At 69.3% G+C, this 26,382-nt stretch carries 24 protein-coding genes; 15 read left to right on the top strand and 9 right to left on the bottom strand.

Annotation, left to right across the window (positions count from 1 at the left end; translation table 11 throughout):
* The first annotated feature begins 1 nt into the window (after position 1).
* From EGT29_RS11480 to EGT29_RS11510, 7 genes are read left to right on the top strand one after another with little or no spacing between them, the layout of a single operon-like run.
* On the top strand, positions 2-2,374 hold the full coding sequence (locus EGT29_RS11480; protein ID WP_124689118.1) for a xanthine dehydrogenase family protein molybdopterin-binding subunit: 2,373 nt from the start codon (positions 2-4) through the stop codon (positions 2,372-2,374).
* Positions 2,371-3,219: a xanthine dehydrogenase family protein subunit M gene (locus tag EGT29_RS11485; protein ID WP_124689119.1), complete on the top strand. Its 849-nt coding sequence runs from the start codon at positions 2,371-2,373 to the stop codon at positions 3,217-3,219. The genes EGT29_RS11480 and EGT29_RS11485 overlap by 4 nt, the downstream gene beginning before the upstream one ends.
* The gene (locus EGT29_RS11490) at positions 3,216-3,695 is read left to right on the top strand and encodes a (2Fe-2S)-binding protein (protein WP_161567790.1); all 480 of its coding nucleotides are present in this window, start codon (positions 3,216-3,218) and stop codon (positions 3,693-3,695) included. Before EGT29_RS11485 ends, EGT29_RS11490 begins: the two co-directional genes overlap by 4 nt.
* Positions 3,692-4,786, top strand: a complete 1,095-nt coding sequence (locus EGT29_RS11495; protein ID WP_161567791.1) for a hypothetical protein — start codon at positions 3,692-3,694, stop codon at positions 4,784-4,786. The genes EGT29_RS11490 and EGT29_RS11495 overlap by 4 nt, the downstream gene beginning before the upstream one ends.
* A gap of 37 nt (positions 4,787-4,823) precedes the next feature.
* Positions 4,824-5,975, top strand: coding sequence for an NAD(P)/FAD-dependent oxidoreductase (locus tag EGT29_RS11500; RefSeq protein ID WP_124689122.1), 1,152 nt, complete (start codon positions 4,824-4,826; stop codon positions 5,973-5,975).
* Positions 5,972-6,577 (top strand): CoxG family protein, encoded by a 606-nt coding sequence (locus EGT29_RS11505; RefSeq protein ID WP_124689123.1) that lies wholly within the window; start codon positions 5,972-5,974, stop codon positions 6,575-6,577. Before EGT29_RS11500 ends, EGT29_RS11505 begins: the two co-directional genes overlap by 4 nt.
* A gap of 5 nt (positions 6,578-6,582) precedes the next feature.
* On the top strand, positions 6,583-8,127 hold the full coding sequence (locus tag EGT29_RS11510; protein ID WP_161567792.1) for a gamma-glutamyltransferase family protein: 1,545 nt from the start codon (positions 6,583-6,585) through the stop codon (positions 8,125-8,127).
* A gap of 6 nt (positions 8,128-8,133) precedes the next feature.
* Here EGT29_RS11510 and xth read toward each other — a convergent pair whose 3' ends face one another.
* The 4 genes from xth to EGT29_RS11530 all read right to left on the bottom strand — a co-directional run bounded on the left by xth (position 8,134) and on the right by EGT29_RS11530 (position 11,777).
* Positions 8,134-8,913 carry an exodeoxyribonuclease III gene (gene xth, locus EGT29_RS11515; RefSeq protein WP_124689125.1) on the bottom strand — a complete coding sequence of 260 codons (780 nt, stop codon included), beginning with the start codon at positions 8,911-8,913 and terminating at the stop codon, positions 8,134-8,136.
* A gap of 67 nt (positions 8,914-8,980) precedes the next feature.
* Positions 8,981-9,436 (bottom strand): azurin, encoded by a 456-nt coding sequence (gene azu, locus EGT29_RS11520; RefSeq protein ID WP_124689126.1) that lies wholly within the window; start codon positions 9,434-9,436, stop codon positions 8,981-8,983.
* Between the two features lie 11 nt (positions 9,437-9,447).
* Complete coding sequence (locus EGT29_RS11525) at positions 9,448-10,644, bottom strand: NnrS family protein (RefSeq protein WP_124689127.1); 1,197 nt, start codon at positions 10,642-10,644, stop codon at positions 9,448-9,450.
* Between the two features lie 98 nt (positions 10,645-10,742).
* Positions 10,743-11,777, bottom strand: coding sequence for an AraC family transcriptional regulator (locus EGT29_RS11530; RefSeq protein ID WP_124689128.1), 1,035 nt, complete (start codon positions 11,775-11,777; stop codon positions 10,743-10,745).
* A gap of 209 nt (positions 11,778-11,986) precedes the next feature.
* On the opposite strand from EGT29_RS11530, the gene EGT29_RS11535 reads away from it, so the two are divergent.
* The 4 genes from EGT29_RS11535 to EGT29_RS11550 all read left to right on the top strand — a co-directional run bounded on the left by EGT29_RS11535 (position 11,987) and on the right by EGT29_RS11550 (position 15,905).
* Positions 11,987-14,008 (top strand): hypothetical protein, encoded by a 2,022-nt coding sequence (locus tag EGT29_RS11535; RefSeq protein WP_124689129.1) that lies wholly within the window; start codon positions 11,987-11,989, stop codon positions 14,006-14,008.
* Between the two features lie 144 nt (positions 14,009-14,152).
* The gene (locus tag EGT29_RS11540) at positions 14,153-14,746 is read left to right on the top strand and encodes a hypothetical protein (RefSeq protein WP_124689130.1); all 594 of its coding nucleotides are present in this window, start codon (positions 14,153-14,155) and stop codon (positions 14,744-14,746) included.
* A complete protein-coding gene (locus EGT29_RS11545) occupies positions 14,743-15,327 on the top strand; it encodes a hypothetical protein (protein WP_238160374.1) in 585 nt (194 codons plus the stop codon). Before EGT29_RS11540 ends, EGT29_RS11545 begins: the two co-directional genes overlap by 4 nt.
* Positions 15,324-15,905: a hypothetical protein gene (locus tag EGT29_RS11550; protein ID WP_124689131.1), complete on the top strand. Its 582-nt coding sequence runs from the start codon at positions 15,324-15,326 to the stop codon at positions 15,903-15,905. Before EGT29_RS11545 ends, EGT29_RS11550 begins: the two co-directional genes overlap by 4 nt.
* 13 nt (positions 15,906-15,918) lie before the next feature.
* On the opposite strand, the gene EGT29_RS11555 is transcribed toward EGT29_RS11550, so the two are convergent.
* Positions 15,919-17,211: a hypothetical protein gene (locus EGT29_RS11555; RefSeq protein ID WP_124689132.1), complete on the bottom strand. Its 1,293-nt coding sequence runs from the start codon at positions 17,209-17,211 to the stop codon at positions 15,919-15,921.
* Between the two features lie 171 nt (positions 17,212-17,382).
* On the opposite strand from EGT29_RS11555, the gene EGT29_RS11560 reads away from it, so the two are divergent.
* Both EGT29_RS11560 and EGT29_RS11565 read left to right on the top strand, forming a co-directional pair.
* Positions 17,383-17,736 carry a cupin domain-containing protein gene (locus tag EGT29_RS11560; protein ID WP_124689133.1) on the top strand — a complete coding sequence of 118 codons (354 nt, stop codon included), beginning with the start codon at positions 17,383-17,385 and terminating at the stop codon, positions 17,734-17,736.
* A gap of 20 nt (positions 17,737-17,756) precedes the next feature.
* Positions 17,757-18,251, top strand: a complete 495-nt coding sequence (locus EGT29_RS11565; RefSeq protein ID WP_124689134.1) for a DUF6306 domain-containing protein — start codon at positions 17,757-17,759, stop codon at positions 18,249-18,251.
* Positions 18,252-19,322: 1,071 nt separating this feature from the next.
* On the opposite strand, the gene EGT29_RS11570 is transcribed toward EGT29_RS11565, so the two are convergent.
* From EGT29_RS11570 to EGT29_RS11585, 4 genes are read right to left on the bottom strand one after another with little or no spacing between them, the layout of a single operon-like run.
* Positions 19,323-20,144, bottom strand: a complete 822-nt coding sequence (locus EGT29_RS11570) for an amidohydrolase (protein WP_238160375.1) — start codon at positions 20,142-20,144, stop codon at positions 19,323-19,325.
* A 2-nt stretch (positions 20,145-20,146) separates the two neighbouring features.
* Positions 20,147-21,208 (bottom strand): isocitrate/isopropylmalate dehydrogenase family protein, encoded by a 1,062-nt coding sequence (locus tag EGT29_RS11575; RefSeq protein WP_124689135.1) that lies wholly within the window; start codon positions 21,206-21,208, stop codon positions 20,147-20,149.
* 37 nt (positions 21,209-21,245) lie between these two features.
* Positions 21,246-22,238: a tripartite tricarboxylate transporter substrate binding protein gene (locus EGT29_RS11580; protein WP_124689136.1), complete on the bottom strand. Its 993-nt coding sequence runs from the start codon at positions 22,236-22,238 to the stop codon at positions 21,246-21,248.
* Between the two features lie 37 nt (positions 22,239-22,275).
* The gene (locus EGT29_RS11585) at positions 22,276-23,253 is read right to left on the bottom strand and encodes a tripartite tricarboxylate transporter substrate binding protein (protein WP_124689137.1); all 978 of its coding nucleotides are present in this window, start codon (positions 23,251-23,253) and stop codon (positions 22,276-22,278) included.
* A gap of 114 nt (positions 23,254-23,367) precedes the next feature.
* Here EGT29_RS11585 and EGT29_RS11590 point away from each other — a divergent pair, with 114 nt between their 5' ends.
* The gene (locus tag EGT29_RS11590; protein WP_124689138.1) at positions 23,368-24,324 is read left to right on the top strand and encodes a LysR family transcriptional regulator; all 957 of its coding nucleotides are present in this window, start codon (positions 23,368-23,370) and stop codon (positions 24,322-24,324) included.
* Positions 24,321-26,360, top strand: coding sequence for an ATP-dependent zinc metalloprotease FtsH (ftsH, locus tag EGT29_RS11595; RefSeq protein WP_124689139.1), 2,040 nt, complete (start codon positions 24,321-24,323; stop codon positions 26,358-26,360). Before EGT29_RS11590 ends, ftsH begins: the two co-directional genes overlap by 4 nt.
* Positions 26,361-26,382: the final 22 nt, after the last annotated feature.

Raw genomic sequence — 26,382 nt, forward strand, 5'->3', positions numbered from 1 at the left:
CATGGGGGAAAGCAAGGTCGACGGTGGCTACGCCCATATCGGGCGGCCGCTGGTCCGGGTGGAGGATGCCCGCCACCTGGCTGGCGGGGGCGCCTTCGTGGCGGACATCCAGGCGCCGGGATGCCTGGAAGTAGCGTTCTGCCGCAGCCCGGTGGCCCATGGCCGATTGAAGGGCGTGACGCTGCCGCCGGAATTGCCGGCCGGCACGTTCTGGACCGCGGCCGACATCGCCGGCCTGGCTTTGCCCATCTACTGCGCGCTGCTGCGTCCGGAATTCAACGGCGCGCCGTATCCGCTGCTGGCCGACGGCAAGGTGCGCTTTGCCGGCGAGCCGGTGGTGCTGGCGCTGGGCGCGACCCGGACCGAGGCCGAGGAACGCGCCGAGCAGGTACAGCTGGACATCGAGCCGCTGGCCGCGGTGGTCGATGCCTGGGACGAGGTCGACCACCCGGGCGTGCCGCTGCACGACCACCTGTCCTCCAACCTGGTCATGCGCATCGGCCGCGCGCTGGGCGATGCGCAGGCCATCATCGACGATCCGGCCGGGCGCGGCCTGCGGCAGGTCACGCGCCGCCTGTCCATGGGCAGGGTGCTGGCCAGCCCCCTGGAATGCCGGGGCTGCCTGGCCTATCCCGATCCGGCCGGCGGCGTGGTCGTGCACGTGTCCAGCCAGCGGCCGCACCTGATCCGCACCTTCCTGGCCGAACAGATTCCCGGCCTGACCGAGGCCGACATCCGCGTGGTGGTGCCGGACGTGGGCGGCGGCTTCGGCTCCAAGAGCAATCTTTATCCCGAGGAAGTGCTGGTGACCGCGCTGGCCTGGAAGCTGCGGCGGCCGGTGCGCTGGATCGAGGACCGCTACGAGCATTTCGTCGCCAGCAACCACAGCCGCCAGCACGAGCAGCGCATCACCGCCTATTTCGACGACACGGGCAGGATCCACGCGCTGGACGCGCTGGTGGTGGTGGATGCCGGCGCCTATTCGGCCAAGACCTCCACCGGGGCGATCGAGGCCAACATGGCCACCAACGTCATGCTCGGGCCCTACGACATCCGCAACTATCGCTTCGAGGCCGTCAGCATCCACACCAACAAGAGCCCCCTGGGGCCTTACCGTGGCGTGGGCCGGCCGGGCGGCTGCTTCGCGATGGAGCGCATCATCGAGGAGGTCGCCCGCGAACTGGGCGCCGACCCGCTGGACGTGCGCCGGGCCAACCTGATCTCGCCGGCGCAGATGCCCTACGTGTCGGCCACCGGACTGGCCTACGACTCGGGCAACTACCGCGAGGTCGTCGATGCCGCCGGGCGCTTCGTGGCCGAGAACTGGCCCGCCGCGCGGCAGGCCGATGACGGCGGCCGGGTGGGCGTGGGCTATGCGATGCTGGTCGAGCAGGCCGCGCACGGCGCCGAGGAATGGCGCCGCCGGGGTTCGCCGCTGATCTACGGCCACGAGTCGGCGCGCGCCACGCTGAACATGGACGGCACGCTGGTCATCGAGGTCGGCACGCTGTCGCACGGGCAGGGGCATTTCACCAGCCTGGCGCAGATCGCGGCCGAGATCACCACGCTGCCGGTCTCGGCGATACGGATACGCCAGGGCGATACGTCGGCTGCGCCGTACGGCCTGGGCTCGGTCGCTTCGCGGTCCATCGTGATGGCGGGCGGGGCGGTGGCCATGGCCTGCCGGGACATCGTCGGCAAGGCGCGCGCCATCCACGCCGTGCTGCACGAGACGGACGACGCGCAGATCGAGGTGCGCGACGGCGCCTGCATCTCGCCGCAGGGCACCATGTCCTTCGGCGACCTGGCCCGGGTTGCCTACGTGGGCGTGAGCAAGCTGCCGCGCTCCATTTCTCCCGGCTTCTCGTTCCAGGCCGACTACCGGCCCGGCGTCGAGACCGGAACGTTTTCCTACACGCTGCATGCCGCGCGCGTCAGCGTCGACCCGGACACCGGCTTCGTCAGGATCCTGGACTACCTGGTCGTGGAGGATTGCGGCACCGTGGTCAACCCCCTGATCCTGGACGGCCAGATACGCGGCGGCGTCGCGCAAGGCATCGGCCAGGCCCTGTATGAAGAAATGATCTACGACAGCAATGGCCAGCCGCAGACCGTGACCTTCGGCGACTACGCCGTGCCCAGCGCGGTCGAGGTTCCGCCGATTTCCATCCTGCACTTCAGCACCCCGTCGCCCCATTCCGAGTTCGGCATGAAAGGCATGGGGGAAGGAGGCGCCGTGGCGCCGCCCGCGGCCATCGCCAATGCCGTGCGCGACGCGCTGGCGGAGCTGGGCGTGGACGTGTGCCGTACGCCCATCACGCCCGACTACCTGCTGCGCCAGCTGCACGAAGCCGGGCAGGGAGGTGCGCGATGAAGCTTCCGCCTTTCGCGCTGCACGTGCCGCGCACGCTGGACGAGGCGCTGGCGCTGCGCGCCGCCCTGGGCAGCGATGCCAAGGTCCTGGCCGGCGGGCAGAGCCTATTGCCCATGATGCGCTACCGCATGCTGCGCCCCTACGCGCTGATCGATATCACCCGGGTGGAATCACTCGCGCGCCTGGATACCGCGCCGGCCGTGCGCATGGGCGCGGCCGTCACCCATGCCGACGTCGAGCGGTGCGAGCGGGCGGGTGCGCTGTTCGACCTGCTGCGGGCGCATGCCGCCGAAATCGCCTTCCTGCCGGTGCGCAGCCGGGGCACCGTGGTCGGCAGCCTGGTCCACGCCGATCCGGCGGGAGACTGGCCGCTGCTGCTGACCGCGCTCGACGCCACGGTGGAACTGGCCAGCCTGCGGGGACGGCGCGCCGTCGCGCTGCGCGATTTCATTCGCGGCGCCATGGACAGCGACGTGCAGGTGGACGAGATCGCGCTGGCGGCCACGCTGCCCGAGCGGGCATCGGGCCTCGTCCGGTGGGGGCGGTGCAAGCTCATGCACCGGGCCGGCGAATTCGCCTCGGCCAGCGCATTGGCCCTGCAGGGGGCCGACGGCCAGTGGGCATGCTGGCTGGGCGCGATCGATCCCGGTCCGCTGGCGCTGCCGGCCACGGCGGCGCGGCTGCCGGCCGCCGGGGGCTTGCTGCCCCCCAGGCGCGACATCGCGGCCTCAGCCCTGGACGAGATCCTGGCCGCCCGGCCCCACGTCGATCCGCTGGCGGCATCCCGCCACGCGCAGGCGATGGCCCGGGCGGCCGAACAGGCATGGCAAGGAGTTGCTGCATGAACATCACATTGACCGTGAACGGCCGCGAGACCGGACTCGAGGTCGAACCCTCCGCGGTACTGGCCGACGTGCTGCGCGAGCAGTGCCGGCAGACCTCCGTGCACCTGGGCTGCGAGCACGGCGTATGCGGCGCCTGCAACGTCATCGTCGACGGCAAGGTGGTGCGTGCCTGCCTGACCCTGGCGGGCTCGGTGGACGGCTCCTCGGTGACGACGCTGGAAGGGCTGTGCGACGCCAAGGCCGACCGGCTGCGCCGGGCCTTCAGCGAGTACCACGCCCTGCAATGCGGCTTCTGCACGCCGGGCATGGTCGTGAGCGGGTACGACATCGTGCGCCGCGGCCAGTTGCGTGACGAGCCGGCGATCCGCCAGTGCCTGTCCGGCAACATCTGCCGCTGCACGGGCTATCACGGCATCGTCGCGGCCGTTGTCGAAGTGGCCAACGAAGAACGACCCACTACCGAGGTGCAAGCGTGAAATCCTCCAACCCTTACGGCATCGTCGGCGCGGCCATCGTGCCGCACGCGCCGCAGTTCCTTTCCCTGCCCGAGAGCGAGGACCTCGAGCAGGTCGCCCGCGTGCGCCGCTCGCTGGAAACGATAGGCGAGCGGCTGCGGGCGCTCGAGCCCGATTGCATCGTCATGGTGTCCAACGACCACGGCGACCACTTCGTCACCCACGGCGTGCCACCGTTCTGCGTGCATGTGGCCCACGAGGCCGACGGCATGCACAAGCATCGCGGCATGTGGGCCATCGACGGCGACACCGGCTACGCCCTGGTCCCGGAAATGGAGCGGGCCGGCTTCGACCTGGCGTTCACGATGAACGCCAAGCTGCAGACGGCCTTCACCATTCCCTACGAATTCATGGGCTTCGGGCGCGACGTGCCGCTGGTGGCCCTGTTCGTCAATGCCTACGTGCCGCCCCAGCCCGGCGGGCGCCGCTGCTACGCCTTCGGCGCCGCCCTGCAGACCGCCTTGCAGCGCCTGGGCAAGCGGGCGCTGCTGATCGCCAGCGGCGGCCTGTCCCACTACCCGGGCACGGTGCACTATCCGCATCCCGACCTGGAGACGGACCAGCGCATCTTCGCCGAGATCCAGGCCGGCCACCTGACGCACCTGCTGAGCTACGACGACTGGGAACTGGACCGCACCGGCAATGTCGAGCTGCGCGCGCCGCTGATCCTGGCCGGGGCGCTGGGCGAGAACCGGCCGCCGTTCACGGCGCTGCTGGAACCGTCGTGGCATCACATCTATGCGTCGGCGGGATGGGACCTGACCGAACCCGCGCCGGCGCGCGACCCGCTGCGGTATCCCGCGATGCCGCCGGCACGCGCCAGGCTGGCCGAGGCGGTCCTGACCCTGCGCACGGGGGCCGAGGCGGCGGAGCGTTTCCTGGACGATCCCGCGGCCTTCTGCCAGCCGTTCGCCCTGGCGGACGACGAGCGCGAGGCGCTGTGCGCCATGCAATGGGAGGTCCTGCGCGACCGGTTCAGCATCCATGCCTTGCTGACCTCGGGCGCGGCCATGCAGATCAGCCTGGCCGCCAAGCGCCGCCAGGCCGGATAGAGATTCTTCGCTTCATCATTTTCTTCGGATATCGGGTATGAAACGCAAAGTAGAAATCGCCGGAGGCGGCATCGCCGGCCTGAGCGCCGGCGCGCTGTTCGCGCGCCGTGGCTGGGAAGTCAACGTCCACGAGCAGGGATCCGAGATCCGTGAGGTGGGGGCGGGCATCTATATCAAGAACAACAGCCTGGAAGTGCTGGAGAAGCTGGGCGTGCTGGACCGCATCCGCGGCCAGGGCACGGTGCTCGAACGCGCGCAGATCCAGTTCGCCGACGGTACGGTCAAGCAGGAACGGCCGCTGCGGGACAAGTCGCGCGTCCATACCTTCGCCCGGCAGGTGCTGATCGAGGGCCTGCGCGACGCGGCGCTGGAAGCCGGCGTGAACATCGTGACCGGCTCGCGCGTGACCGGCGCGCTGCCCGGCAAGGGCCTTCTGACCGCCGACGGCGGGCTGCATGAAGCCGACCTCGTCATCGCGGCCGACGGCGTGCATTCGGCGGTGCGCAACTCGCAGAAAATGGGAGGGGGGTTCACGGAACTGCCGACCATCATCAACCGCTACCTGATCGAGGGCCGCGCCTTCACGCCCCAGCCCAAGACGGTGGAGCACTGGTCCGGCAACCGGCGCATAGGCGTGACGCCGTCGGGGCCCGGCCACACCTATGTCTACATGGTCGCGCCGGCCTGGGATGCCACGGCGGCGCGCTTTCCCATCGATGTCGAGGACTGGAGCCGGCGCTTTCCCAAGATCGCCGACCTGATGGCGGTGCTGCATCGGGCCGAGGGCACGCAATACCATTACGGCCTGGTCAAGTGCCCGAAGTGGAGCGTCGGCAACATCGCCATCCTGGGCGACGCCGCCCATGGTTTGCCGCCGACCCTGGGGCAGGGGGCGGGGCTGACCTTGATGAACGCCTACGCGCTGGCGCACCTGGTGGCGGACGCCGACGACGTTGCTTCGGCGGTGGCCGCCTGGGAGCAGCGCGTGCGCTTCATCAGCGACCGCACGCAGGCCTGGGCCGTGCGCTATGACTGGTTCACGCGCCAGTGGCCGACCTCGCTGGACTTCGCGCGTCCGCTGGTGGCCTGGAGCTTCGGCCAGTTCAAGTGCCTGAACGAACGCATGCGCGTGGCCGACCGCGGCCTGGCGCAGGCGGGCATAGACATGATGGGAGAGGTGCGGCCATGATCATAGACGGCACCAAGACGCTGGCGGCGCCGCGCGGCCGGGTCTGGGAGGCGCTGGACGACCTGGATTTCCTGCGCCGCACGATTCCCGATTGCCGCGCCATCAGCCGCACCGACGACGGCGGCTACCGGGCCACGATCTCGGCGGGCGTGGGGCCCATACGCGCCAACTTCGACGTGGCCTTCGCCCGCGCGGTCCAGGCGCAGCAGGAGCGCTTCACGCTGACGGGCCAGGGCTCGGCCGGCGTGGCCGGCGCCGCCACCGGCAGCGTGGCCGTGACGCTGGAGGACATCGCCGGCGGCACCTTGCTGGGCTACCGCGCCGAGACCGAGGTGACCGGCAAGGTCGCGCAACTGGGCGCGCGGATGATAGACGGCGCGGCGCGCAAGTTCTCGGAACAGTTCTTCGCCAACGTGCAGCGCGAATTGTCGGGGGCGGGGGCCCAGGCCGCCGCCCCCGCATCCGGGTTCGCTGCCCCGGCTGTGCCTGCGCCCGCGCCATCCGCCTCGCCGGCGGCGGGACGCTGGCAAGGCTGGTGGCTGCCCATCGCCTGCGCAGTGGGCTGCTTCGTCGGCACCTTCTGCGCCAACCTGCTGCGATGACCCGCATGGCCAGGCCCGCTTCCCGCGCCGCCGCATTCGGCCGGCGCCGCGCCGTCGTCACCGGCCATCACCTGGCCAGCCAGAGCGCGCTGGATACCTTGCGGGCCGGCGGCTCGCTGGTCGATGCGATGATCTCGGCCTCGGCCGTCATGGCGGTGGCGCTGCCGCACGCGACCTCGCTGGGCGGCTGCGGCATGATGCTGTATTACGACGCGGCCTCGGGCACGATCCAGGCCTTGAACGGCACGGGCCGGGCGCCCGGCCTGGCCCGGCCGGATGCCTTCGGCGACGGCGGCATCGGTCCGCGCGGGCCGTCGACCTGGGTGGTGCCCGGGCTCGTGCGCCTGTGGGACCAGGCGCACCGGCGCCACGGGCGCCTGCCCTGGGCCTTGCTGCTGGAGGACGCCGTGCGCCACGCGGCGGACGGCATAGGGTGCTCCAGCGAGATCCATCGCAACCTCGGGAGCGCCAAGCCGGCGGTAGTCCGCCAGCCCGGCTTCGGCACCCTGTTCGCGCCCGAGGGCCGGCCGCTGGCGGCGGGGGACCTGCTGCGCCAGCCCGCCCTGGCCGACACCTTGAAGCGCATCGCGCGCGATGGCGCCGACGCTTTCTACGAAGGACCCATTGCCCGCAGCCTGGACGCCTTCGCGCGGGAGCAGGGCGGCCTGCTGCGCCTGGACGACATGCTGGCGCAGCGGGCCGACTGGGCGCGGCCGGTCAGCCTGTCCGTACGGGACCGGCACATCCACGTCATGCCGCCGAACTCGCTGGGCGTGCTGATGCTGGCCCAGCTGGAGGCGCTGGCGCCGTACCTGGACGAGCCCGAAGGCCAACGGGCCTATGCGCAGATCCAGATCGCCCGGCTATGTCTGGAAACCTTCCAGCGCAAGGTGGCCGATCCGGCCGCGCCGTGGCCCGCGACCCTGGATCCGGAACGGGTCGCGCGGCGCCTGGCCCGCGTGGCGGAGGCGACGCCTTCGGGCGCGCGGGATCCCGGCGACACCGCCGGCATCGTGCTGGCGGACGACCAGGGCAACGCGCTGGCCATGCTGCAAAGCGTGTTCCAGCCTTTCGGCAGCGGCTGCGTGGATGCGCAAACCGGCATCCTGATGAACAACCGCCTGATCGAGTTCGATCTCGATCCGGCCAGCCCCAACGTGCTGGGGCCGGGCAAGCGGCCGGTCCACACCCTGAATCCCTACATCGTGATGGAAGGCGGCCGGCCGGCCATGCTGGGCGTGTCGCCGGGCGGCGTGAGCCAGACCACGACCGGCGTACAGGTGATCGCCCATGCCTGCTTCGAGGACATGCCGCTGGCCGAGGCCATCGACGCGCCGCGCTGGAGCATCACGCGCGGCGGCGACATCCTGCTCGAACCCGGTTTCCAGGAGGGCGTGGCGCGGCGGCTGCGCGAGGCCGGCGTGCCGGTGGAGGAGGATTCCCTGCACGAGTTCTATTTCGGGTCGGCCAAGGCCATCCGCATGCGTCCGGATGGTACCCTGGAAGCGGCGGCCGACCTGCGCCGCCAGGCCTGCGCGCTGGCGGATTGAGCGCCGCTAGATTTCCAGCGTCGCCATCACCGGCGCGTGGTCCGACGGCTGTTCGTTCTTGCGGATCTCGCGCTCGATCACGCACTCGCTGCACACGGCCTTCAAGGTGTCGGACAGCAGGATGTGGTCGATGCGCAGGCCGGCATTGCGGCGGAACCCCAGTTGCCGGTAGTCCCACCAACTGAAGGACTTGGGCGGCTGCTCGAACAGCCGGAAGGCGTCGTGCAGGCCCACGTCCAGCAGCGAGCGGAACGCGGCGCGCTCGGGTTCGGACACCAGCACGCTGCCTTCCCACTTGACCGGGTCGTGCACGTCGCGATCGTCGGGCGCGACGTTGTAGTCGCCCAGCACCGCCAGGCGCGGATAGCGGCCCAGTTCCTCTTGCAGGCCGTCGCGGAAGGCGGCGAACCATTTCAGCTTGTAGTCGTACTTGTCGCTGCCCACCGACTGCCCGTTGGGGCAATAGGCGCTGATCACGCGCACCTCGCCCGCGGGCGTGTCCAGCGTGGCGGCGATCACGCGCTGCTGGGGGTCCTCGAAGCCGTCGATGTTCTTGGTCACGTCCCGGACCGGCTGGCGGCTCAGGATGGCCACGCCGTTGTAGGTCTTCTGGCCGGTGAACGCCGCGTGATAGCCGATTTCCTCGAAGGCGCCGACGGGAAACTTGTCGTCGGTCAGCTTGAGTTCCTGCAGGCACAGCGCGTCGACCGGCGTGGCCTGCAGGTAGGCGATGACCTGGGGCAGGCGCACGTTCAGGGAGTTTATGTTCCAGGTAGCGAGTTTCATTGGGGTACTGGGAATGCCGTCAATTAACCAATCATTCCCGCATGCTACCAAGCAAACCCCCTGGCGCCTATTTCGTCACCGCCACCGTCCCCTTCATCAGCGCCGCATGCCCCGGGAACGAGCAGAAGAACGCATAGTTTTCCCCCGCCTTGAGCTTGCTCGTGTCGAAGGTGACGGAGTCGGTTTCCCCGCCGCCTATCACCTTCGTGTGCGCGATCACGCGCGTATCGCCCGGCTTGAGGTAATTCTTGTCCAGCCCGGCGGGGATGCCGTCGGCCGCGATGCCTTGCACATCCGAGGCCTTGCTCAATACCCAGTTGTGTCCCATCGAGGTCTTGGGCAGCTTGCCCGGGTGCGTGAGCTTGACCGTGAACTGCTTGCAGCTTTGCGGCACCTCGATGCTGGTCTTGTCGAATTTCATGGCATCGTTGCCCGCGATCTCCACGTTGCAGGTGGCGGCGAAGGCGGGGCCGGCCAGCGTGGCGGCCAGCAGCAGGGCCGGGGTGGTGTGCAGGATCTTCATCAGGTTCTCCTTCAGGAACGTTGGTCGAAACGCGGGCGAATCAGCAGCGGGAAGAAGCGCCACAGGTACAGCGCGAACCCCAGGATCCAGGCGGCCGCCGATGCGTGCAGGACGCCCATGGCCCAGGCCGTGGGCAGCAGCGCGGCCAGGCGCAGCGCGGCCGCCGCGATCACCAGCGCATAGGCCGCCACCATGCTGCGGTCGGTGCGCAGCGGACGCCCCAGGTGGCCCAGCGCCGTGCGGGTGACCATGCCGATGATCAGCACGGCGAAGCCCGCCGCGCCGATGACGTGCGCCGGCCAGGCCAGGCGCGGGACCCAGCCCGCCGCGTGCGCCGCGGCCACCAGCAGGCCGATGCCCAGCGCGGCGTAGCCCACGTACAGGATCCACAGCAGCGGCACGCGCCGCACCGCCCAGGGGCGCCATGCCAGCAGTTGCCAGCAGGTCAGCACGCCGGTGGCAGCAAGAGCCAGGCCCGCCCCTGGCATCCAGTCCGCCAGCAGGAGCGCGATCGCCAGCACGCCCGCGCCGAGCTGCCATTGGCCGCTGCGGGTATGCATGGGGATGTCCAGGCCGGCCACGGCGCGCATCGCGAAGAAGGGGATCACGCGCCGCGCCACCAGCAGTGCGATCACCGCCATGCACAGCAGCCCGAGGTTGAAGCGCGCCAGCAACAGGGCGTAGTCGCCTTGCAGGACCGTATGGAGGTAGAGGACGTTCGCCGCGCCCAATCCAAGGATGAGTACGGGTATGCCGTAGTTGCGCTTGCTGCGCGCCTGGTAGATGGAGCGTCCCAGGGCCACCGCGGCGGTGGCGAAGAACAAGGTCTCGCCGCATGCGGCAAGCCAGAATCCCGCGGTGTCGGGCACCAGGTAGCCGACCCGCGCCAGTAGCCAGAGGGCCGTCAGCGCCCCCAGGGCCTTGCCGTGCAGCGGATTGATGCCGGTCCAGTTGGCGCCGGCGGTAAGCAGGAAACCCACGGCGATGGTGGCGATGAAGCCCCAGAGCATTTCATGGGCATGCCAGGCCACGCCGCCGAGCGGTCCGGTCAGGGCCTGCGGCGCGTACACCCAGAGCAGGACGGACAAGGCGGCCCACAGGCAGCCCGCCAGGTACAGGGGCCGGAAGCCCAGTTCCAGGAAAGCGCGCCACTGCGGAGGCGGCGGGGTGGGGGGCACCGGTTCTTCGACTTCCAGCAGGATGGCCATGGGCCGGCTCCGTGGGGGATGGACGTCTGGTTTGAAGATATATATTAAATGAATCTTATGGGGGGGAACCCCAATACCGCTGACGACGCCGGGGATTTTCAACAGGGATCTTGCGAGCGGGCGCGGGCCGACGCATCGGCGGCCGGACTGCTCCACGTCCGATGGTGCCATTCGGAGGGCAGCAGGCCGAAGCGCAGGCGGAACAGCTTGCTGAAGGCCGATTGGTCCGCGAAGCCGCAGCGCCACGAGAGCGAGCCGATGTGCAGCCTGGGGCTGCGCTCGATCAAGGCCTTGGCGCGTTGCAGGCGGATTTCGCGCAGGGCTCCCATCACCGTTTCGCCCCGGGATGCGAAGGCCGCGTAAAGGCGGGTGCGCGAGCAGCCGGCGCCGCGGGCGACCGCCGCGACGTCGAGGTCGTGTCGGTGGGCCTCGCGTTCCATGAAGCGCAGCGCCGCCGCATGGCGGCCCCCGTTCAGGCCATCTTCCAGGTCGGACTGTTCCTGGTTCGATCCCTGCCGCCCCAGGTTGCGCAGCATCAGCAACGCGAGCGAACGCGTGCCTTCCAGCAGGCTGGCGTACTCCACGCCGTCGAGCTTCTGCGGCTGGCGTGTCAGCAGGGCCAGATGATTCAACTGGCTGGCCAGGGCGGGCGCCAGCGCGCAGTGTTCCAGCGGGATGGGCACGTTGCCCGGCTCGCGTCCCAGCGCCGCGCGCACCTCGTCGCGGGGCAGGGCCAGGAAGACCTCGCGCGAGCCCTGGCTCCAGCGGTAGTGCCCGATGCGCCAGGGGTCGTACAGGCCCAGGTTGCCCGGTCCGACGCGTTGAGGCTCGCCCGGTGCGGCATCGCGTATCAGTTCGCCGGCCTGGATCAGTGTGACCACCACCATCTCGGGCGCATGGGCCAGGCGGCGGGACGCCGCCCGCATTTCGTAGGCGGACGAACGCATGGTGCCGAAGATGCAGGTGCTGCTGCGCAAGGTGAGCAGTTCCGCATCGAGTTCGGTACCGGGTGGTGGCGGCAGCATTTCCACCCACTGGTGCGCACGTTCGCGCCAGGCGTCGAAACGCAGCCCCGGCTCCACGTCGTGGGAAGACAGATGCTCCGGTACGCAAGGAGGCGGGGTGGTCGGCATGACACAAAATGATACACCTGTGGCGCGCAATGCTACATCCGGGACGATTTCCCGGTACTCGGGACGCTTGCCCCAAACATGCCTGCCTCGCAAAAGAGGCCTTTCTCTAACATCTGCTCATCCTTCCCATGCGAATGACGCGGCATTGCGAATGTCAGGGCGTCGGTTCGTTTCACGGGCCACGGGACCGGTTTCTCAGGAGCGGCAGTATGAAAACAAAACGATTTGTCATGTCGGCGCTGGCGTTGGCCTCGGGGGCGATGCTGGCCGGTTGCGGGGGAGACGGGGCCAAGAGCGACGGCGGCTCGGGCGCCAGCTACTCGCCCCGCACCTATATGCTGGTGGCCGGGTCCGGACAGTTGTCGGCCGGCGCCGATGGGGCGACCCGGACCCTGACCTTGAAGAACGTCGAATCCGACGTGCTGTGGTACGAAGGCGGCCAAGGCCTGGCGGTGGGCAAGTCTCCGGTCAAGGACTACGCGGGCAGCATCTGGCGGGACGCCTATGGCGGCGTCGACCCCAACGCGACCGTCCAGTTCCAGCTGTCGGGCGGCGGTGCCATGGAAGGTGTGTATGTGGCGCTTTCCCGGCCCGCCTACGACGAGAAAACCGGGACGATGACGTTCCAGGCACAGCTGCAGAACGACACGCTGGACCAGGATGCCGGCGCCGCGCTTGCCTTCGACAATGTCACCGTCAAGGTGCTCAACAACCTGGCGGACGACAAGGAGGTGGCGGAGTACACGCAGTACGCCTCGAAGGCGGCCTTGCAGCCCACCGCCACGGCCGGCCAGTACAAGGTGGTGCTGAGCCAGGCGGGCGCGGACATGTTCCTGGTGGACAACGCTCCGGGCACGTACTCCGAGGCCCGGCCGGTTTCCTATTTCCTGCCGCAGTGGTCCTATGCCTACGGCGAGGCGGCGCCGACCGCCACGCTGTTCGGCACCACGGCCAAGGGGGGCGCCAAGCTGTACGCCATGAAGCTGACCAATCCCGCCTATGACGCGGACACCGACGAGATCAGCTACACGGCGACGCTGCAGGGCTCGAACGCGGGCGCGCTGGAAGCCGTCGACGATGCCGTGCTGAGCATCGCCGCGGGCCGCTTCACGCGCTTCCCCATTCCCGGCAAGGGCACCGCCTACCAGGCTTTCGGACAGGGCTACAACCCTTCGCAGGCCAACGATACCTACATCTATTTCGGCAGCGACATCGCGCGCAAGCAGGCAGGATCGCTGTGGGGCAAGCAGTCCTATCTTTCGCAGAGCTGCGGATCCGATTGCCGCGACGACCTGAAGACCATCAAGGATATGGGGATCAACTTGATCCGGCTCTACGACTGGGATACCCGCAACGACCACAGCCAGTTCCTGGATTATGCGAACAGCCTGAACATCAAGGTCGTCGTGCCGCTCAGCAACTGGATCTCCACGCAGGGCTCGGTCGTCTGGAACAGGGACGTCGGCGCCTATTTCTCCAGCAGGAACTTCGGCAACAAGGCCGGCACCGACTGGCATCCCGCGATCGCTGGGGTGATCATCTCGAACGAGCTCGATTTCAGTGGCTATCCCGGCAACTACAACACCGCCATCGGTCTGGTCGCGCGCTTCATCGAAGAAGCCGACAAGCGGAAGTTCAGCAAGAGCGTGCCGGTCGGCATGCCGGTGACCTTCGTGCCGCGCGGCGAACCTTACCTGGAAGGGAGGAACATGCCGGGCTGGAATCAGTTCAACCGCCTGCTGACCGATCCCAGGACCGCCAAGTACAGGGACCGCCTCATGCTTGCCCCGCAAACCTACAACAACGAGAACTATCTGCTCAGGGACGCGGAAAGCACGGGCCAGGGCTGGATTCCGGCGACGTACAAGCAGTTCGGCGTGCCTATCCTCTTCACCGAGATCGGCTATAGCCGCGCCAAGCCGGACTACACCGCGAACTATGTCCAGCGGCAGTTGAAAGGCGTGCTGGAGTACCAGAAGAGCCATCCCGGCCAGATTCTCGGCGTTGCCCACTTCCAGTTCGATGACAAGGTCTGGAAGCAGACCAGCAACGATACCGATACGGAAGGGGCATTCGGGGCCTTCCACCATGGCGATGTGGTCAGGACGCTCCAGACCGTCAAGGCCGACTACGATTTCACCAACGACGAAGCCAAGACGTTCGGCTCGCTGACCATCGACAAGCTGGTCAAGACTTCCGTCTATGACCCGGTGGTCGAAGCCTACAAATAAGCGGCAGGAACCCGCGCGGCGCTTGTAACGGCCGCGCGGTACGTATCGAAACAATCGCGCAATTTACGCACGGCGAGCCCGGGGGCTACCATCCCCGCTCGTCCAGCATCGCCGGACCTTCACGCGTGAACTACGGAGGGGCGGGTGCGCGTCGCATTCGGCAAACTCAGGGCTCGTCTGGCCACCGGCATCGGTTCGACCGTCGCGGTCTGCGCCGCGACGGTCTACGGCATCCTGGGCGCCGCGCCGCCGCCGGCCGCGACCGAGTACACGGCCGGCAGCCAGATCGAGGCCGGACAATGGCAGGTGATACCCAGGCGGGCCTGGGTCAGCGAAGAAAAAAAGGTCCTGGGCGTCCGGCTGCAGGAAGGTGAACGGGCGCTGGTGGTCGAGGCCGAGCTGAACAACCGCACGCAAGCCTCCACCCGCGACTACGCGAAGCTGCTGAAACTGCATCCCGTGGGCGGCGTTCCCGTGCCGGATCCCGAGGTGGCGCTGGTACGCGAGGCCCGGCCGCTGCCGCTGCTGCATCCGGGGCTGGCCGAGCGCGTGGCTTTCGTGTGGAAACTGCCGGCCTCGGCCGTGTTGCCCACGAGCCTGGACGCCGATGTCATCGCCAAGACCTACAAGCCCGTCGACAACCTTTACGGCACGCCCGGCTGGTTCAATCCGCGCGTGGTGGGACGAATCACGATGGCGGTCGAGGTGACGGAAAGCGTGGCGGGGTGGGCCTCGTGAGGCGGCCGTTCGCCACCGTGGCCATGGTTGCGTTGGCTGCTGGCGTGCTGTTCGCGATGCAGCGCGGTACGCCGCGCTATCAGGACCTGACCGGACCCATCCCCGCCTACGGGAAGATGGGGAAGGCGGCGTCCACGCGCCTGTTCGACATCCGGGTCGAGCGCGTGGAGTTCGCGCGGCAATTGGTCGGCAAGCGTTTCGGCGGCGAGATACGGCATGAAAGCGCGGGGGTGTGGGCGATCGTCACCGCGCGGATGGCCGCGCGTTCGCGGTCGGTCAACGTCACGCACGCCGTGTGGGAAGGGCCGACGGGACTGCGCTACGAGTTGTCGGACCGGCCGGAGTTCCTGCCGGACCTGCCGCCCCATACGCTCGAGCCTGGCCTGCCGCAGCGTGGCCGCTTCGTCTTCGAGATCCGGCCCGATCAGATCCTGGGCGCCACCTTGCTGGTTTCCGAAGGCCCGTTTCCCCGGCTGGATTCCGAGGCGCACGTCGCGTTGAATGCGCTGCCGGCCGCGGCGGACGGCCTGCCGCCAATTGCCGAGACCTTCGATCTGCAGCAGGCGGGAGGCCGGCCGTGAACGCCCGGGATCCCGCCGTTGCGCGGGACGCTGCGGAGTGCCGATGGCGCCGGCGCAGCCTGTGGCTGCTGGTGATCCTCTTGCCCCTGGCCATGGCGGTGGTCATGCATGACAGCGCGCGAACGTGGTGGAGCGGGCGCGCGCGCATCGCGCGCGAGGTACCCACGGGCGGCCAGGCCGATCTTGGGGGAGCGAGCTGGCGGCTTCGCGCGTTGCGGATGGCGCCGCTGCCGGCGGGCAAGCGCATACCGGAAAACGCGATGGGCGTGGTGGCCGAATTTGCCGTGCAGGTGCGGGATGCCGACGTGCGCAAGAACTGGGCGGGTTGCGAGATCGCCCTGGAGGACGGCCAAGGGCGGCGCTGGATGCCGACGCGCGTCTTGCCGCTGCCGCGTTCGGAAGCGCGGGAATGCGTGCTGGCCGCGGGATCGGGACCCAAGGCCGGCGACACCGTGCGCATTCGCCACGCCTTTCTGGTGCCGCGCGATGCCGCCGCGGCCCTGCGCGCCACGGTGGCGCTGGGACCGCAGCGGCCGCGCTACCTGCGCTTTGCCCAGCCGCCGACGTTGGTGCAATAGGCGGCGCTGGCTTTCAGGCGGGTCGTTCCAGAGGCGCGGCGCGCGCCGACGCCGACTCGCGCGTGGGCCGCGCGAACGCGGTTTCCAGGATCGCCGCCAGAAAGCAGATGCGCAGCGGTTCGATCAGCAGCCCCGTGGATGAATCGCGGAACGGGCTGCCCAGCAGCAGCGTCAACCCGTGCGCCCAGAGTTGCCAGGTGTCCAGGTCGTGGGGGCCGATCAGCCGCGTCGCGCCTATCCACAGCCAGGCGCTGCCCCAGTCGATCAGCCGGTAGCCGACGATGAGCGTGATCAGCAGCAGTACGCCCGAGTTCAGCGTCAGGCGGATGCCGTTGGCGACGGGCAGGTAGCGTGAACGGTAGCCGCCGATGAAGTGGGCGGCGAAGTCGCGCAGGAATTTCGGTATTGCCCGGTAGCGTTCACCGAAGCGTTCGATGCGGCGGTTGATACGCATCAATTCGGTATCGTCGCGCACGTCGTAACCGTAGACCAGCGCCGTCATGACCAGCCAGACCACCGGCAGCAAGGCGTAGAAGAACAGGTTCGCCAGCAGTTTGCCGGGCGTCTCGGCAAGCGCTTCCACCGGCACCATCGCCGCCGCTTGCGCGTTCGCCAGCGGCGTGGCCAGGGCGTTCAGGAGCGAGGCCAGGTAGTCCCGGATGCCCAGGCCGGTGACCCAGGTCCAGACGTCGTCCTTCCAGCGGCTGATGACGTACAGGCCGATCAGGATCCAGTTCGTCTCGCAGATCACCATGACCACCTGCCACGCCGGCCGTCCGGTGGCGTCGCGGCGCCGCTTGGCCAGCTTGCGCACCAGCCACGACACCGCGACCGAGACGAACAGCCAGCGCGAATCCAGGGCGTCCAGGATATTGCCATGCGTGCCGAACGGGTCCAGGGACAGCGCCAGGCGCGAGTATTGCCGCACGGTGTCGCCCAGGAAACCCCACGCGGCGTAGTAGGCGAAGAAGGGCAGCAGGGCCACCGTGATGGCCGATGCCAGCCGGTCCGGGCCGCCGGAGGCCGGCGAGGCCTGGCCACGCGCGGCGTCCTGGGCGGTGCGCACGGCGGGCAGGCCGGGTAGCAGCACCTGGAACATCAGCACCGTTACGATCAGGTGCGCCAGCGCCACCAGCGTCAGCACGGCCAGCCCTGCCAGGTGGTTGGCGAAGCCGGTATGCACGGCCAGCCGCAGCAGGAGCTCGTTCGCCAGCACGCCGGCAAGCACCAGGCACATCAGTTGCGGCCAGAAGCGCAGCCACAGGCGGAAGGTCAATGCGAAGGGCGAGGCGATCGATTCCGTCATCCCGGCTCCCATGGGTGGCACGCGGGCGATCCTAGCAAGCGGGGCGCGCGCGTGCTGTATCTTTTTCCTTCGGAATGCGACCGCCGCCGTACTGGCGTATAACGTCAGGTACGACAAGGCAATGCGCTCGGCCTGGAGACTGGAGCGCCCACAGGTTCAGTCGGTGCGATCATGGCCCTCAGACACGCAAGTCCCCTGGAAGCGATCGACCTGCATGCCAGCGACGAACAGCGGGGAACCCACGCCAGCAGCAGCCTGCTCCGCACGGACGGCTTGCAACTCATGCAGCTGGTGCTCCCGGCGGGACACGAACTGCCGCAGCATCACGTGCCCGGCGAACTGACCATCCAGTGCCTGGCGGGCGAAGCCGTCGTCACCACGCCGCACGGCACCTGTGGACTGCGTCCCGGCCAACTGGTCGCGCTGCTCGGCCAGGAGCCGCACGCGGTGCGGGCGCTGGCCGATACGACGCTGCTGGTCACGCTGGTGCGCAAGCCCGGCGATGCGGGCCCCGGTGCCGCCTGACTCATCATTCTGGAGAAATCATGCAGCCCAAATCCGATCGCGCATCGCCGGTGTGCTACGCCGAGCAGGCCGATGCCGCGTACATGGGCCAGCTTCCGCGCGAGGAACTGCTGGCGGCGCTGGAGGAATTGCTGGAGGCCGAGCGGGCGGGTGCGCGGGTGGCCGAGGAAACCGTGGCGCAATTGCAGGATCCGGCCGAGCGCGCGCTGATGGAGGACATCCGGCGGGACGAAGTGAAATGGTGTGCCATGCTGATCGCCGCCATCAAGTCGCTGGACGCCAAGCCCGGCTCGCGTACCGGCGCCTTCCACGGCAAGGCCATGGCCATCGCCGACCTGCCCGCGCGGATGGCCTTCCTGAATCGGGGCCAGGCCTGGGTGGTCAGGAAGCTGGAAGCGCTGGTGCCCAAGGTCAAGGAGGTCGGCATCCAGGACGATCTGCTGGCCATGCTGGTGGCGCATCGCGAGAATATCGATCGCGTCGAGGTCCGGCTGGCCGCGGCGGGCAAGCCCTGAAGATCGCCGTCTACGCCATCTGCCGCGACGAAGCCGGTTTCGCCGACCGCTTCATGGCGTCCTGTGCGAGCGCCGACATGGTCGTGGTCGCGGACACGGGATCGACCGACGGTGGCATCGAGCGCCTGGAGGCGCTGGGCGCGTGCGTGCATCGCTTGTCCATCGAGCCCTGGCGCTTCGACGATGCCCGCAACGCCGCGCTGGCGCTGGTGCCGGGGGATGTGGACGTGTGCGTGTCGCTGGACCTGGACGAGATCCTGAGCCCGGGCTGGCGGCCGGCCCTGGAGGCGGCCTGGGTGTCGGGCACCACACGCGCGCACTACGATTTCGTGTCTGCCTTCCATGCGGACGGCAGCCCGGCGATACGCTTCCTGAACAACCGCATCCACGCCCGTCACGGCTACCGGTGGCGCCACGCCTGCCATGAAGGCATCTATCCCGACCGCATCGCCGAGCAAGGCGTGCTCGTGCCCGGCATGCGCGTCGAGCACCATCCCGATCGCGCCAAGCCGCGCGGCTCCTACCTGCCGCTGCTGGCCGCCGCGGCGGCCGAGGAACCCCACGACCCGCGCATGGCGCACTACCATGCGCGCGAGCTGTTCCACGCCGGTCGCCACCAGGACGCGGCGCGCGAGTTCGAGCGCTACCTGGCCCTGCCGGGCAACCTTTTCCGGCCCGAGCGGTCGGCCAGCATGCTGTACCTGGCCAAGTGCGAGATGGTCCAGGGGCGCGATGGCCTGGACTGGACGCTGCGCGCCGCGGCCGAATGCCCGGAGCGCCGCGAGCCCTGGGTCACGCTGGCCGACATCCGCTACCGGCGCGGTGAATGGGCCGAGTGCCGGGCGGCGGCGATCCGGGGGCTGTCGCTGGCGGGCGAACCCGACGGCTACATGAACGATCCGGTGTGCCATGGCGCGCTGCCGCACGATCTCGCGGCCATCGCCAACTGGCGGCTGGGCCGCGGCGACGAGGCGCTGGCGCATGCCCGGGAAGCCCTGAGGAGGGCTCCCGGCGACGAGCGGCTGCGCGCGAATGTGGACGTGATCCGCCAGGCCCTGCGGGGCGGCGGCGTCAGCGCCAATACAGCCGGTCGGGATTGTCCGCCAGGACAGCCTGACGCAGTTCGGGCGTCGGCAGCCAGCGCGCCAGATCGTCCAGCAGGCGGCCCGGGCCGATCGGGCGATACGGACTGACTTCGTGCGCCGCCTTGCCGGGCGCGCGGGCGGTGTGCGGCCAGTCGCTGCCCCATAGCAGGGCGGACGGGACCTCCCGGCACAGTGCCTGGGCCCAGCGGGCGGCGTCTTCGGGGGCCGCCAGCCGATAGGGCGCGGACAGTTTCAGGTGGACCCGCCCCGAGCGCAGCAGGCCGGCCAGGGCCGCGGCGGCCTCGGGCGACCAGGGCGCCATGGCGAAATGGTCCAGGACCACGGGGCAGGGCAGCGCGGCCAGCCGGGGCGCCAGCGCCGCGATCACGCCATGGGCGGCATACAGCTGCACATGCCAGCCCAGATCGGCCACCTGCGCGGCGACGGCGGCAAGCGCCCGTTCCGCCGCGCCGATGTCGTGCAGGCCGGCGCTTTCCAGGTTGACACGCACACCCCGCACGCCGCCGTCGTGCAGCGCCCGCACTTGCGCGGAGGTGAAGCCGTCATCGATCACCGCGATCCCGCGGGCCCGTCCATCCATGTCCGCCAAGGCGTCGAGCAGGCAGCGGTTATCGGTGCCGTAGACGCTGGGCTGCACGATGACCACGCGCGCCATGCCGGTTTGTTCCAGGTGGCGGCGCAACTGGGCGGCCGAGACCGGGCCCGGCGTGTAGTGGCGATCCGCGACCATGGGATAGGACGCGGCGGCGCCGATCACGTGGGTATGGCAATCGCACGCCAGGTCCACGTCTAGGCCTCCAGCAGCCGCTTGGCGAAGGCGCGGCCGGTCGCGGCGGTGCCCAGGTTGCCGCCCACGTCGCGCGTGGATTCCCCGGCTTCGACGACAATGGCGGCGGTGCGCGCGATGGCATCGGCCGCGGCGACGTAGGCGGGCTGGTTCGTGCGGCGGCCGTGCCAGTCCAGCAACTGGCCGGCCGACAGGATCAGCGAGAACGGGTTGGCGATGTCCTGGTCGGCGATGTCGGGCGCCGAGCCGTGCGCGGCCTGGCCCATCGCGTAGCGCGCGCCCATGTTGAGCGAACCGCCCAGTCCCAGGCTGCCGGACAGTTCGGCGGTCAGGTCCGACAGGATGTCGCCGAACATGTTGGTGGTGACGATGACGTCGAAACGCTGCGGGGCGCGGACCACGTGCGCCATCATCGCATCGACGATGAAGTCGTCCACGGTCACGTCGGGAAAGTCCCGGGCGGCCTTGTGGCATTCGTCGATGAACATGCCGTCGCCGATCTTGAGCACGTTGGCCTTGTGGACGATGCTGACGTGTTTGCGGCGGGCGCGCGCCAGCTCGAAGGCGGCGCGGGCGATGCGGGCGCAGCACAGGCGCGTGATGCGGCGCAGCGACACCACCACGTCCTCGGTGATCAGCATCTCGCTGCCGCCCGAGGCGATGTTGCGGTCGGCGTAGAAGCCCTCGGTGTTCTCGCGCACGACCACGAGGTCGAAGGCATCGACCTTGTGCGGCACGCCCTGCCAGGTGCGCGACGGGCGGATGTTGGCGTACAGGTCGAGTTCCTTGCGGAAGAACATCGACGGATTGATCTCGCCCTTGCTTTCGTCCTTGAAGTCGAAGGTCGCCATCGGGCCGAGCATCAGGCCGTCGGCGGCGCGAACCTTGTCCAGCAGCGCCTGGGTGACCGTGGCGCCGTGGCGCCGCAGGCTGTCGTGGCCCGCGACGTCGTGTTCCAGCGCAAGCTCGAAACCGAAGCGCTGCGACGCCGCGCGCAGCACCTCGACGGTCGCGGCCATGGTCTCGGGGCCGATGCCGTCGCCGGGAAGTACGATGATTTTCATGATGTTCCAGCCAGGAAGGAAAGAGGGGATAGGTTGGTTAGTCGATGCGTGCCTGGGTGCTCTTGACCAGGGCCGCGTATTTGTCCATTTCCGCGCGCACGAATTTGCCGAAGCGCTCGGGCGTCATCGGATCGACCGCGCTGCCTTCCGCTTCGAAGCGGCCGCGCAGCTCGGGTTTCTGGACGATGCGGTTGATGTGTCCGGCCAGCAGTTCGACGATCGCGGACTTTGTTGCGGCCGGCGCGAAATAGCCGCCCCACAGGCTGAACTCGAAGCCGGGCAGGGTTTGCGCGACGGTCGGCACGCCGGCCAGCGCCGCGACCGGCTCCAGCGACGAGACGGCCAGCGCGCGCACCCGTCCGCCCTGGATGTGCGGCATGATCGACGAGGCGCTGGCGAAGAAGCACTGCACCTGTCCGCCGATGAGGTCCGAGATCGCCTGGCCCGCGCCCTTGTACGGAATGTGGGTCATGTCGGCCTTCGAGCGGGCGGCCATCGCCGCGGCCGCCAGGTGGCCGGGCGTGGCGGCGCCCGAGGACGCGTAGGCGACGCTGCCGGGCTTGTCGCGCGCCGCCCGCAGCAGCGCCTCTACGCTGCCGTAGGGGGAGTTCTGCGGCACGGCGAGCACCAGCGGCGCGTTGCCGACCAGGGCGATTGCGCGCAGGTCCTTGAGCGTGTCGTAGCCGGGGCTCTTCATGGCGAAGCCGTTGATGGCGATTTCGCCGGTCTGGCCCAGCAGCAGCGTGTGACCGTCGGGATCGGCGCGCACGACCTGCCGGGTGCCCAGCGCGCCGCTGGCGCCGGGCCGGTTCTCGACGATGACCGATTGTCCCAGCGCCTGCCCCAGGTCCTGGGACAGCAGGCGGGCGAACACGTCGCCCTGGCCGCCCGGGGCGTAGGGCACGATGACCGTGACGGGCTTGGTCGGATAGGAGCCGGCGGCGCGGCCGGCGCCGCTGGCCGCCAGCATGGCGGTGGCCGCGCCGAGCCGGGCGAAGTCGCGGCGGGACAAGGCGGAAATAGCAGTCATGGAAAAAGTCTCGTGGTGATCTTCTTGGCCGGCGCGGTCATTGCAGTTGCATGCCGGGTTTGGCGACGACGCCGCGCCACAGCGCCAGTTCCTTGCGCAGTTCCTCGCCGAAGGCGGCGGGGCTGAGCGCCAGCGGCGTCGCGCCTTCATGGCGCAGCCGTTCCTGCACGGGCGCGGCCGAGGCGGCGGCGATCACCGCCTTGTTCAGCGCCTGCACCACGGCGGGCTTTGTTGCGGCGGGAGCCAGCACGCCCCACCAGGTGGTCACGTCATAGCCTTTTACCCCCGCCTCGGCCAGGGTGGGAACCTCGGGAAACAGGGCCGAGCGCTTGTCGCTGGTCACGGCCAGCAGGTTCAGCTTGTTTTCCTTGATGTGCGGCAGGATGGTCGGCACCGTCGCGAAGAACACGTCCACGCGTCCGGCCAGCAGTTCCATGCTGGCGGGGGCGCTGCCCTTGAACGGCACGTGGGTCATGGCCGCCCCGGTCTGCTGGCGGAACAGTTCGCCGGCCAGGTGGTTGATGCTGCCCGGGCCGGCCGAGCAGAAATTCAGGCCCTCGGCGCGGCCGCGCGCGGCGGCCAGCAACTGCGGCACCGTGGTGGCGCCGAGCTGCTTGCTGGTCACCAGCAGCAGGGGGCCGCGGCCGATCATGGCAACCGGGGCGAAGTCGCGCTCCGGATCGTACGGCAGCTTGGGCTCGAAGGCGGCGTTGGTGGCGAAGGTGGAGGTCGCGAACAACACGGTGTAGCCGTCGGGCCGCGCCTTGGCGACCGCGTTGGCGCCCAGGGAGCCGCCGCCTCCGCCGCGGTTTTCCACCACCACGGGCTGGCGCAGCTGATCGCTCATCTGCTTGGCGATGTCGCGGGCGATGCTGTCGGTGCCGCCGCCGGCGGCGAAGGGGACAACCAGCGTGATCGGGCGCTGGGGCCAGGCCTCGTCGGCCCGGGCCGCGGTGGATGCCAGTGCGCCGGCCGTCGCGGCTGCGCCGGCCAGGAGTATGAAGCGTCGCTTCATGGAAGTGCCTCCGAAAATGTTCTGCAAGGCACTCATCGGTGCCTTGCCGGCATCGTCATCCATCCCGTTCCTGCTGTAAATTGCAAAAATCCTTTCAATTGATACGGTAATCGTATGAATTTCGATCTGTCGGACCTGCGAGCCTTCGTGACGGTGGCGCAACTGGCCAGCTTCCGCGCCGCGGCGCAGGCCCTGCACGTGTCCCAGCCGGCGCTGTCGCGCCGGGTCGACAAGCTGGAACAGGCGCTGGGCATGCGGCTGTTCGAGCGCAGTACCCGCAAGGTCGAACTCAACGCCATGGGCCGGTCGTTCCTGCCGCGCGCCCAGCACGTGCTGTCCGAACTCGAGGGCGCGCTGCTGGGCATGACCGAATTGTCGGAACGCATACGCGGACTGGTCACGGTGGCATGCATCCCGTCGGCCGTGGACAACTTCGTCGCGCGGGCCGCCAGCATTTTCCACGCCCGTTTTCCGCGCATCCGGCTGCGGGTGCTGGACCAGCCGGCGCCCGACGTGCTGTTGTCGGTCTCGCGCTCGGACGCCGATTTCGGCATCAGCTACCTTGGCACGCGCGAACCCGACCTGGAGTTCGAGGAACTGGCGAGCGAGCCTTTCGTCCTGGCCTGCCGGCCGGATCATCCGCTGGCCCGGCGCCGGCGCGTGCGCTGGAAGGAACTGGCCGACGTGGAATGCATCGGGCTGGCCGCCGGGGGCGGCAACCGTCTGCTGATCGACCAGGGGCTGGCCCATCTGGCCGCGCGCCCCAAATGGATAGGCGAAGTGCTGCACGTGCCGGCGCTGCTCAGCCTGATCCAGGCCGGGGTGGGCGTGGGCGCGGTGCCCAAGCACGCGTTGTCCGGTTCGGCGGGCCAGGGCCTGGCCAGTGTGGACCTGGTCGAGCCCGTGCTGGGGCGGCAGGTCGGCCTGATCTGGCGCCGTGGACAGCCGGCCGCGCCCGCGGTGCAGGCCTTTCGCGACGTGATCGTTGCCCAGGCGCGCGCACGCAGGGAAAACCGTACCGGAGGAGTATGCTTGGCGGCAGCCGATCGACACAGGGAGGGGACGCCATGAAGTGGCCGAGCCAGCAAGAGCCGAAGAAACCCGCGAACAGCGCCGCAGGCAAGGGCGGACGGCCCGACGGCCGCGGCGCGGGCGGCCAGATGTCCATGCCGCCGCGCCGGATGTGGCTGATCTTCCTGGCGGTACTGCTGGTCAACTACTTCCTGGCGCGCTACTTGTCGGGCGGCGGCGCCGACGCGCCCATCACCGTGCCGTACACGGTCTTCAAGGAAGAGGTGGCCAAGGGCAACGTCACCGCCATCTACAGCCAGGGCGAGCGCATCGAAGGCCGCTTCGTCAAGGCCGTCACCTGGCCCACGGCCGCCGCCGAGGCGCCCGCCAAGGCCGGCGCGCGGGCTCAGCAGCCGCGCACGTCCACGACCTTCGAAAGCACGCTGCCGGTATTCGTGGGGCCGGGCTTCGAGCAATTCCTGATCGAGCACAAGGTGGAGATCAGCGCCGAGCCCATCCAGAGCGGCAACTGGCTGACCACGCTGATCTTCGGTTTCGGGCCGGCCATCTTCATCATCGCGTTCTACGTCTGGCTGTACCGGCGCGCCGCGCGGCAGGGCGGCATGGGCGGCAGCATGTTCGGGCTGGGCAAGAGCAAGGCGCGCCGCTACGACCTGGAGGGCGGCGAAAAAGTCACCTTCGAGGACGTGGCCGGCATCGACGAGGCCGAGAACGAACTGGTCGAGGTGGTCGACTTCCTGAAGAACCCGGCCAAGTACACGCGCCTGGGCGGCTCGGCCCCCAAGGGCGTGCTGCTGGTGGGGGCGCCGGGTACCGGCAAGACGCTGCTGGCCAAGGCCGTGGCGGGCGAGGCCGGCGTGCCGTTCTTCTCCATGAGCGCGGCCGAGTTCGTCGAGATGATCGTGGGCGTGGGCGCGGCGCGGGTGCGTGACCTGTTCAAGCAGGCGCGCGAGCAGGGGCCGTCCATCATCTTCATCGACGAGATCGACTCCATCGGCCGCGCGCGCGGCCAGGTCGCGATAGGCGGCTCCAGCGAGCAGGAACAGACCCTGAACCAGATCCTGACCGAGATGGACGGGTTCTCGGGGCGCGAGGGCGTCATCGTGCTGGCCGCCACCAACCAGCCCGACGTACTGGACAAGGCCTTGCTGCGGCCGGGCCGCTTCGACCGGCGCGTGGTGGTCAACCTGCCGGACAAGAACGGCCGCGAGGCCATCCTGAAGGTCCATACGCGCAAGACACCGCTGGCCGGAGACGTGGACCTGCCGGAGCTGGCCTCGACCACGCCGGGCCTGTCGGGCGCCGACCTGAAGAACCTGGTGAACGAGGCGGCCCTGCTGGCGGCCCGCCGCGACCAGGACCAGGTGCACAAGAAGGACTTCAACGATGCGCTCGAGAAGATCGTGCTGGGCCCCGAGCGGCCGCTGATCCTGAGCCACGCGGACCGCGAACGGATCGCCTACCACGAGGGCGGCCACGCCATCCTGGGGCTGCTGGTGCCGGGCGCCGACCCGGTGCACCGGGTCACCATCGTGCCGCGCGGCCAGGCCCTGGGCGTGACCTACCAGCGTCCGCAAACCGACCGCTACAACTATCCCGAAGCCTATCTGCTGGCGCGCATCGTGGGCATGCTGGGCGGCAGGGCGGCCGAGGAAGTGGTCTACGGCACCCGCACCACCGGCGCCGAGAGCGACATCGAGCAGGCGTCGAACCTGGCGCGCAACATGGTCATGCGCTGGGGCATGAGCGACCGGCTCGGCATGGTGCAACTGGCGCCGCGCCAGAACCCCTATCTGGGCGGCGCGGGCAGCAGCCTGCCATACAGCGAGGAAACGGCCCGCGCCGTGGACGACGAGGTGCAGAAAATCATCCACGGCTGCCACGATCGCGCGCTGGGCCTGCTGCGCGAGCATCGCGGCCAGCTGGACGCGCTGGTGCGGGCGCTGCTGGAGCGCGAGACGCTGGACGAGAAAGAGATCCTGGAGGCGACGGGCCTGCCGCCCGCGCCGCGGCTCAACGAGCTGCCCGAAGGGATCCGGCCGCGGGACGACGAGGACAAGCTGCCGCTGTTGTAAAGGCGGCAGCCGAGTCCGACGC

The organism is Pigmentiphaga sp. H8, from assembly GCF_003854895.1.
Classification (GTDB): Bacteria; Pseudomonadota; Gammaproteobacteria; order Burkholderiales; family Burkholderiaceae_B; genus Pigmentiphaga.

Coding starts and splice junctions, on each gene's coding strand:
- EGT29_RS11480 (WP_124689118.1), top strand. CDS start 2: ATGGGGGAAAGCAAGGTCGACGGTGGCTACGCCCATATCGGGCGGCCG.
- EGT29_RS11485 (WP_124689119.1), top strand. CDS start 2,371: ATGAAGCTTCCGCCTTTCGCGCTGCACGTGCCGCGCACGCTGGACGAG.
- EGT29_RS11490 (WP_161567790.1), top strand. CDS start 3,216: ATGAACATCACATTGACCGTGAACGGCCGCGAGACCGGACTCGAGGTC.
- EGT29_RS11500 (WP_124689122.1), top strand. CDS start 4,824: ATGAAACGCAAAGTAGAAATCGCCGGAGGCGGCATCGCCGGCCTGAGC.
- EGT29_RS11505 (WP_124689123.1), top strand. CDS start 5,972: ATGATCATAGACGGCACCAAGACGCTGGCGGCGCCGCGCGGCCGGGTC.
- EGT29_RS11510 (WP_161567792.1), top strand. CDS start 6,583: ATGGCCAGGCCCGCTTCCCGCGCCGCCGCATTCGGCCGGCGCCGCGCC.
- xth (WP_124689125.1), bottom strand. CDS start 8,913: ATGAAACTCGCTACCTGGAACATAAACTCCCTGAACGTGCGCCTGCCC.
- azu (WP_124689126.1), bottom strand. CDS start 9,436: ATGAAGATCCTGCACACCACCCCGGCCCTGCTGCTGGCCGCCACGCTG.
- EGT29_RS11525 (WP_124689127.1), bottom strand. CDS start 10,644: ATGGCCATCCTGCTGGAAGTCGAAGAACCGGTGCCCCCCACCCCGCCG.
- EGT29_RS11530 (WP_124689128.1), bottom strand. CDS start 11,777: ATGCCGACCACCCCGCCTCCTTGCGTACCGGAGCATCTGTCTTCCCAC.
- EGT29_RS11535 (WP_124689129.1), top strand. CDS start 11,987: ATGAAAACAAAACGATTTGTCATGTCGGCGCTGGCGTTGGCCTCGGGG.
- EGT29_RS11555 (WP_124689132.1), bottom strand. CDS start 17,211: ATGACGGAATCGATCGCCTCGCCCTTCGCATTGACCTTCCGCCTGTGG.
- EGT29_RS11560 (WP_124689133.1), top strand. CDS start 17,383: ATGGCCCTCAGACACGCAAGTCCCCTGGAAGCGATCGACCTGCATGCC.
- EGT29_RS11565 (WP_124689134.1), top strand. CDS start 17,757: ATGCAGCCCAAATCCGATCGCGCATCGCCGGTGTGCTACGCCGAGCAG.
- EGT29_RS11575 (WP_124689135.1), bottom strand. CDS start 21,208: ATGAAAATCATCGTACTTCCCGGCGACGGCATCGGCCCCGAGACCATG.
- EGT29_RS11580 (WP_124689136.1), bottom strand. CDS start 22,238: ATGACTGCTATTTCCGCCTTGTCCCGCCGCGACTTCGCCCGGCTCGGC.
- EGT29_RS11585 (WP_124689137.1), bottom strand. CDS start 23,253: ATGAAGCGACGCTTCATACTCCTGGCCGGCGCAGCCGCGACGGCCGGC.
- EGT29_RS11590 (WP_124689138.1), top strand. CDS start 23,368: ATGAATTTCGATCTGTCGGACCTGCGAGCCTTCGTGACGGTGGCGCAA.
- ftsH (WP_124689139.1), top strand. CDS start 24,321: ATGAAGTGGCCGAGCCAGCAAGAGCCGAAGAAACCCGCGAACAGCGCC.